This is a genomic window from Caballeronia calidae (assembly GCF_900044055.2).
In the GTDB taxonomy this organism is placed as follows: Bacteria; Pseudomonadota; Gammaproteobacteria; order Burkholderiales; family Burkholderiaceae; genus Caballeronia; species Caballeronia calidae.
The window spans coordinates 152,039-158,459 of sequence record NZ_FCOX02000016.1; the positions used below are offsets into that span (position 1 = coordinate 152,039).

Annotated in this window: 7 protein-coding genes; all 7 read left to right on the forward strand. The window is 62.0% G+C overall.

Features of this window, described 5'->3' with window-relative positions; translation table 11 throughout:
- Nucleotides 1-859 precede the first annotated feature (859 nt).
- The 7 genes from urtE (at nucleotide 860) to AWB78_RS17115 (ending at nucleotide 6,193) form a co-directional block, all read left to right on the forward strand.
- Nucleotides 860-1,552, forward strand: coding sequence for an urea ABC transporter ATP-binding subunit UrtE (urtE, locus tag AWB78_RS17085; RefSeq protein ID WP_062606238.1), 693 nt, complete (start codon nucleotides 860-862; stop codon nucleotides 1,550-1,552).
- Nucleotides 1,553-1,591: 39 nt separating this feature from the next.
- Nucleotides 1,592-2,452 (forward strand): urease accessory protein UreD, encoded by an 861-nt coding sequence (locus AWB78_RS17090; RefSeq protein WP_062606240.1) that lies wholly within the window; start codon nucleotides 1,592-1,594, stop codon nucleotides 2,450-2,452.
- A 139-nt stretch (nucleotides 2,453-2,591) separates the two neighbouring features.
- Nucleotides 2,592-2,894, forward strand: coding sequence for an urease subunit gamma (locus AWB78_RS17095; protein ID WP_008342482.1), 303 nt, complete (start codon nucleotides 2,592-2,594; stop codon nucleotides 2,892-2,894).
- A gap of 4 nt (nucleotides 2,895-2,898) precedes the next feature.
- Complete coding sequence (locus AWB78_RS17100) at nucleotides 2,899-3,204, forward strand: urease subunit beta (protein ID WP_062606242.1); 306 nt, start codon at nucleotides 2,899-2,901, stop codon at nucleotides 3,202-3,204.
- 21 nt (nucleotides 3,205-3,225) lie between these two features.
- The gene (gene ureC, locus AWB78_RS17105) at nucleotides 3,226-4,932 is read left to right on the forward strand and encodes an urease subunit alpha (protein WP_062606244.1); all 1,707 of its coding nucleotides are present in this window, start codon (nucleotides 3,226-3,228) and stop codon (nucleotides 4,930-4,932) included.
- Between the two features lie 6 nt (nucleotides 4,933-4,938).
- Nucleotides 4,939-5,526, forward strand: coding sequence for an urease accessory protein UreE (gene ureE / locus AWB78_RS17110; RefSeq protein ID WP_062606246.1), 588 nt, complete (start codon nucleotides 4,939-4,941; stop codon nucleotides 5,524-5,526).
- Complete coding sequence (locus tag AWB78_RS17115) at nucleotides 5,513-6,193, forward strand: urease accessory protein UreF (protein WP_062606249.1); 681 nt, start codon at nucleotides 5,513-5,515, stop codon at nucleotides 6,191-6,193. The genes ureE and AWB78_RS17115 overlap by 14 nt, the downstream gene beginning before the upstream one ends.
- The last annotated feature ends 228 nt before the right edge of the window (nucleotides 6,194-6,421 follow it).

Below are 6,421 nucleotides of genomic sequence, written 5' to 3' on the forward strand. Positions count from 1 at the left end.
TTTCGTGGAATCCTGTTTTCGTGTCGGTCTACTGTTTTTTTTTGCTTCCGCTGACGTGGAATCCTGTTTTCGTGTCGGTCTACTGTTTTTTTGCTTCCGCTGACGTGGAATCCTGTTTTCGTGTCGGTCTATTGGCACTGCCCCTGTGCGGGGCGGCAGTCACTTTCTTTGCTGCTGCAAAGAAAGTAACCAAAGAAACAGCTATCCCCAGCCTAAGCACTTCAAGCCGGCCGCGGCACAGAAGATTGCACGTGGTCCGGCAGTAGCGAGTGCCCTCATAGGCCTAACCGGGCGTGGACCGCGCACGGTCTGACAAGCTAGAAGTTATTGCGCGCTGGTTCAGCACCAAATAGCTCCGGCACAGCGCTACGCGCTGCCGAAGGGTATGCAAGGGAAACCAACGGAAGGCAAATGCGGTGAGATGGAAGGATTAGCAAAGAAGCACACGCATCCCCGATGAACCGATCGGCCGCGCAGCGGGCCGGAGCTATTTGGCGCCTTACCAGTCAGTTGAGTGGTGCGAGGTGACAGACCGTGCGCGATCCAAGCCCGATTAGACCTATGAGGGCACTCGCTACTGCCGGACCACGAACGATCTTCTGTGCCGGGGCCGGTGTGAAGTACTTTGGATGGGGATAGCTGTTTCTTTGGTTACTTTCTTTGCAGCAGCAAAGAAAGTGACTGCCGCCCCGCATAGGGGCAACGCTAATAAACCGACGCGAACACAAGTTCCATAGAAGCCCAACACAAAGTGAGGAGCAGCAAAGAAAGCGACTGCCGCCCCGCACAGGGGCAGGTGCCAATAGACCGACGCGAAAACAGGAAGTCCACAGAAGCCCAACCCGAGCGCAAAAAAGAAATGCTAGAACTCGATAACCTGAATCAATACTACGGCGGCAGCCACATCCTCCGCGATGTGAAGATGACCGTCCCCGAGGGCAAGCTCACGGTGCTGCTGGGCCGCAACGGCGTAGGCAAGACGACGCTCTTGCGCTGCCTGATGGGCGTAGTCCCGACGAAGAGTGGCACCATCACCTGGCGCGGCAACAAGATCTCCTCGATGCCGACCCATGCGCGGGTAGCGAGCGGCCTCGCCTACGTCCCACAAGGCCGCGATATCTTCGGCCGCCTGACCGTCGAAGAAAACCTGCTCGTAGGCGCAGCAAGCCGCAAGGCGCCCTCGAAAATCCCCGATCGCATCTACGATCTCTTCCCCGTGCTCCGCGATATGAAGCATCGCCGCGGCGGCGATCTCTCAGGCGGTCAGCAACAGCAACTCGCGATAGGCCGCGCGCTGATGAGCGAGCCGCAACTGCTCATTCTCGACGAACCGACCGAAGGCATTCAGCCATCGATCATCCGCGATATCGGCCGCACGCTGCGGCAGCTCGTCGATGAAATGGGCATGACCGTGCTGCTCGTCGAACAGTATTACGACTTCGCCCGCGAGCTCGCGGACCGCTACTGGGTGATGAGCCGCGGCGAGATCGTCGCGGGCGGCGCGGGCTCCGAGATGGACGAACATGGAGTGCGCGAGCTGATCGCCGTATGATGAAGCCTCACTCTCCATCGCGCATTTCGCATCCTTCCCATGCTTCATGAATCGCACGCGGCACTCGTCGATCCGAACATCTGGCGCGGTTCGCTCGAACTCGGCTATGCGCGCCAGCATGACCGCACCGTTTGCGTTCATCGCAAACACGAAGGGCCGTTGCGCCTGCAACGTCCGCTCTATCCCGAAGGCGATATCTGTCATTCCGTAATCGTGCATCCGCCGGGCGGCGTCGCGGGCGGAGACCGTTTGTCCATCGACGTGAAGCTCGGCGAAGGCACGCATGCCGTCATCACGACGCCGGGGGCGACGAAGTGGTACAAGGCCAACGGCAAGCTGGCAACGCAGCGCATCGACATCGACCTCGCGGTGAATGCGAAGCTCGACTGGCTCCCGCAGAACAACATCGTGTTCGAATCGTCGAATATCGAACTCGAATTCAACCTCACGCTCGATGAAGGCGCGACCGCGCTCGGCTGGGACGCGATGCTGCTCGGCCGCGCCGCAGCCGGCGATAAATGGACGCAAGGACATATCAAGGCGCTTTCGCGTATCGCGCATCGCGATGGCACAACGCTCTGGTTCGAACGCACGCTGCTCGATGCAAGCGATCCATTGCGCGATGGCGCGCAGGGACTCGCGGGCTTTCCCGCCTACGGCACGCTCTGGGCGATCGGCCCCGCGTGCGACGATGCGCTCGCCGAAGCACTCACCGCGCAACTGCCCTTCAGCGATGAACTGCGCGCGGCTGCATCGTGTGTCACGCCGGGCGTGCTGATCGTGCGCGCGATCAGCCGCTCGATGGAACCGCTGCAACGCGCACTCACCGATTGCTGGACGCATCTTCGTCCTCTCGTGCATGGCGTCGATGCACGGCCGTTGCGGCTCTGGACAACCTGACCGCACCACGATGATGCGGCGAACGGCCCCGCGATGGTGCGCATGCATCACGCGAAAGCACGATATGCACGGATCAAGGGCAAAGCATCGATGGCACAACTTTCGCTAAAGACCATCGACCGACGCAAACAATAAACCCATGAAACTCACGCCTCGCGAAAAGGACAAGCTCCTCATCTTCACCGCGGCCTTGCTCGCAGAACGCCGCCGCGCGCGCGGCTTGAAGCTCAATCATCCGGAAGCCGTCGCGTTCATATCGGCTGCATTGATGGAAGCGGCGCGCGACGGCAAGACCGTCGCCGAAGTCATGCATTACGGCACCACGCTGCTCACGAGAGACGACGTGATGGAAGGCGTGCCCGAGATGATCCCCGACATCCAGATCGAAGCGACCTTCCCCGACGGCACGAAGCTCGTCACGGTTCATCATCCGATCCCTTGAGAACATGATCCCAGGCGAATACTTCATCGACGACGGCGAGCACGAGCTCAACGCCGGCCGCGAGACCGTGACCGTCATCGTCGCGAATCATGGCGACAGGCCCGTGCAGGTCGGCTCGCACTTCCACTTCTACGAAGTCAACACGGCGCTCAAGTTCGAGCGCGAGAAGGCGCGCGGCTTTCGCCTGAACATCGCGGCGGGCACCGCCGTGCGCTTCGAGCCGGGACAGGAACGCACGGTCGAGCTCGTCGCGCTCGCGGGCGATCGTCGCGTCTATGGTTTCAACGCGCTCGTCATGGGTCCGCTTTAATCCAAAAGCCAAAGGAAGAATATGACGCTACGCATCGGCCGCCGCGCTTATGCGGAAATGTTCGGCCCGACCACCGGCGACCGCGTGCGCCTTGCCGACACCGATCTCATCATCGAAGTCGAGCGCGACTTCACCACCTATGGCGAAGAAGTGAAGTTCGGCGGCGGCAAGGTGATCCGCGACGGCATGGGCCAGTCGCAACGCCCCGCCGCCGATGTGGCCGATACCGTCGTCACCAACGCGCTGATCCTCGATCACTGGGGCATCGTGAAAGCCGATATCGGCATCAAGGGCGGACGCATCCACGCGATCGGCAAGGCCGGCAATCCCGACATTCAACCGAACGTGAACATCGCGATCGGCGCGGCGACGGAAGTGATCGCGGGCGAAGGCATGATCGTGACGGCGGGCGGCGTGGATACGCACATCCACTTCATCAGCCCGCAGCAGATCGACGAAGCCCTCGCGAGCGGCGTCACGACGATGCTCGGCGGCGGCACCGGCCCCGCGACGGGCACCAACGCGACCACCTGCACGCCAGGCCCGTGGCACATGGAGCGCATGCTGCAGGCCGCCGATGGCTGGCCGGTCAATCTCGGCTTTCTCGGCAAGGGCAACGCGAGCCTGCCGGAGCCGCTGATCGAACAGGTGAAGGCAGGCGCGATCGGTTTGAAGCTGCATGAGGACTGGGGCACGACGCCCGCGGCCATCGACAATTGCCTGAGTGTCGCCGACGACACCGACACGCAAGTCGCCATCCACACGGACACGTTGAACGAAGCGGGCTTCGTCGAGACGACGATCGCCGCGTTCAAGGGCCGCACGATCCACACGTATCACACGGAAGGCGCGGGCGGCGGTCATGCGCCGGACATCATCAAGGTGGCGGGCGAATCGAACGTGCTGCCCTCGTCCACGAATCCGACGCGCCCTTACACCGTCAACACGCTCGACGAGCATCTCGACATGCTGATGGTGTGCCATCACCTCGATCCGTCGATCGCGGAAGACATCGCGTTCGCGGAGTCGCGCATTCGCCGCGAGACGATCGCAGCCGAAGATATCCTGCACGATCTCGGCGCATTGTCGATGCTGTCATCCGATTCGCAGGCGATGGGCCGCGTCGGCGAAGTCATCATCCGCACGTGGCAGACGGCGCACAAGATGAAAGTGCAACGCGGCGCGCTGCCCGAGGACAACGCGCGCAACGATAACTTCCGCGCGAAGCGTTATGTCGCCAAGTACACGATCAATCCGGCGATCACGCATGGCATCGCGCATGAAGTCGGTTCGATCGAGCCGGGCAAGTGGGCCGATCTCGTGTTCTGGGAGCCGGCGTTCTTCGGCGTGAAGCCCGCGATGATCGTCAAGGGCGGCATGATCGCGGTCGCGCAGATGGGCGATCCGAACGCGTCCATTCCCACGCCGCAGCCGGTGCATTATCGCGAGATGTTCGCGACGCGCGGCGGCGCGCTCGGCAAGACATCGCTCACGTTCGTGTCGCAAATGGCGATGGAAGCGCGTATCGCGGATCGTTATGGTTTGACGAAGCAGATCGTCGCGGTGAAGAACTGCCGCAATGTGACGAAGGCCGACATGATTCACAATGCATGGCAGCCGTCCATCAGCGTCGATCCGCAGACCTATCAGGTGATCGCCGATGGCCAATTGCTCACATGCGATCCCGCCACCGTTCTGCCGATGGCGCAGCGCTATTTTCTGTTCTGACTTTTCATGCGTACCATCGACAAACGTCTGACCGCGAAGCTCGCACCCGTGCTCGTCAAGCGCGCGCCCACGCTGACCCTTCCCTTCGATGCGCGCTGCAAGAGCCGTCTCGCCGCCACGCTGGATAACGGCGAGGAAGTCGCGCTCGTGATGCCGCGCGGCACGGTGCTCGCCGACGGCGACATGCTCGTCGCGGATGACGGCGGCTTCGTGCGCGTCGTCGCGGCGGCGGAAGCGGTGCTCGTCGTGCGCGCGCCCAGCGTGCGCCTGCTCACGCGTGCTGCGTATCATCTCGGCAATCGGCATACGCCCGTCGAAGTCGGCGCCGATTATCTGAAGCTCGAAGCCGATCCCGTGCTCGAAGACATGTTGAAGCGTCTCGGCGTGCTGGTCGCGCATGAGTCGCAGCCGTTCCAGCCTGAGACCGGCGCGTATGGCGGCGGTCACAAGCATGGCCACGACGAAACCTTCAGCGAGGACTATGCGCTCGCGCAGAAGGTTTTCGACGAGCATCACGGGCACGATCATTCGCACGACCACGATCATTCGTCCTGCGGTCACGATCATCATCACCACGGTCATGCGCATCGCTGAACTGACGGCGCTTCTGCATCTTGCATCGCCGGCGCTGCCGATCGGCGCGTTCAGCTATTCGCAAGGGCTCGAAGCGGCGATCGAACATGGCCTGATCCACGACGGCGACAGCGCGCGCGCGTGGATCGCGAGCGGCCTCACCCATGTGCTCGCGCGTGGCGAACTGCCCTTTCTGGCGCATCAGATCGACCGCTGGCGTGTCCACGATGACGTCGCGCTGCGTCAGGCGAACGATGAATACATCGCGAGCCGCGAATCGGCGGAACTCAGACGCGAAACCGAGCAGATGGGCTGGTCGCTTGCGCAGTTGTGCGCCTCGCTCGAATGGGGCGATGAAGCGCGTCGCGCGACGCTCGCCGCGATCAAACCGATCGCGCAGCCGACCGCCTTCGCCTTCGCCGCGTTCGCGCACGATGCGGCGCCCGACGCCGCGCTCGCGGCCTATGCATTCAGCTGGGTCGAAAATCAGGCGGCCGCCGCGTTGAAGGCCGTGCCGCTCGGGCAGCTCGCGGGGCAGCGCATCATCGTCGCGCTGCGTCAGCCGATCGACGACGCCGTGCGCCGCGCGCTCGACACATCGCCCGAACGGATCAACACCTTCGCGCCGCAGCTCGGTATTTTGTCGGCGCGGCACGAATCGCAATACTCACGACTTTTCCGCTCCTAGCCCGAGCTTTGGCTTCTCAAGTAGCCGAGATCCGCGTCAGCGCTGGGTTTCGGCTATTTTTTTAGGCTATCATGTACCCATGTAAATTAGTATTTTTGTGTTGATTTTTTGGCCATATGTGCTTGAATGAGTGTTCATGTATATTGAACATGTCCCCAACCGTAACTCCCCTCCGGCCGTGCTACTGCGCGAGTCTTATCGCGAAGGCAACACGGTTAAGAAGCGCAC

What these genes read in the sequence shown, in the direction of transcription:
- AWB78_RS17095 (WP_008342482.1), top strand. Translation starts at nt 2,592, where the DNA reads ATGAAACTCACGCCTCGCGAAAAGGACAAGCTCCTCATCTTCACCGCG.
- ureE (WP_062606246.1), top strand. Translation starts at nt 4,939, where the DNA reads ATGCGTACCATCGACAAACGTCTGACCGCGAAGCTCGCACCCGTGCTC.
- AWB78_RS17115 (WP_062606249.1), top strand. Translation starts at nt 5,513, where the DNA reads ATGCGCATCGCTGAACTGACGGCGCTTCTGCATCTTGCATCGCCGGCG.
- urtE (WP_062606238.1), top strand. Translation starts at nt 860, where the DNA reads ATGCTAGAACTCGATAACCTGAATCAATACTACGGCGGCAGCCACATC.
- AWB78_RS17100 (WP_062606242.1), top strand. Translation starts at nt 2,899, where the DNA reads ATGATCCCAGGCGAATACTTCATCGACGACGGCGAGCACGAGCTCAAC.
- ureC (WP_062606244.1), top strand. Translation starts at nt 3,226, where the DNA reads ATGACGCTACGCATCGGCCGCCGCGCTTATGCGGAAATGTTCGGCCCG.
- AWB78_RS17090 (WP_062606240.1), top strand. Translation starts at nt 1,592, where the DNA reads ATGCTTCATGAATCGCACGCGGCACTCGTCGATCCGAACATCTGGCGC.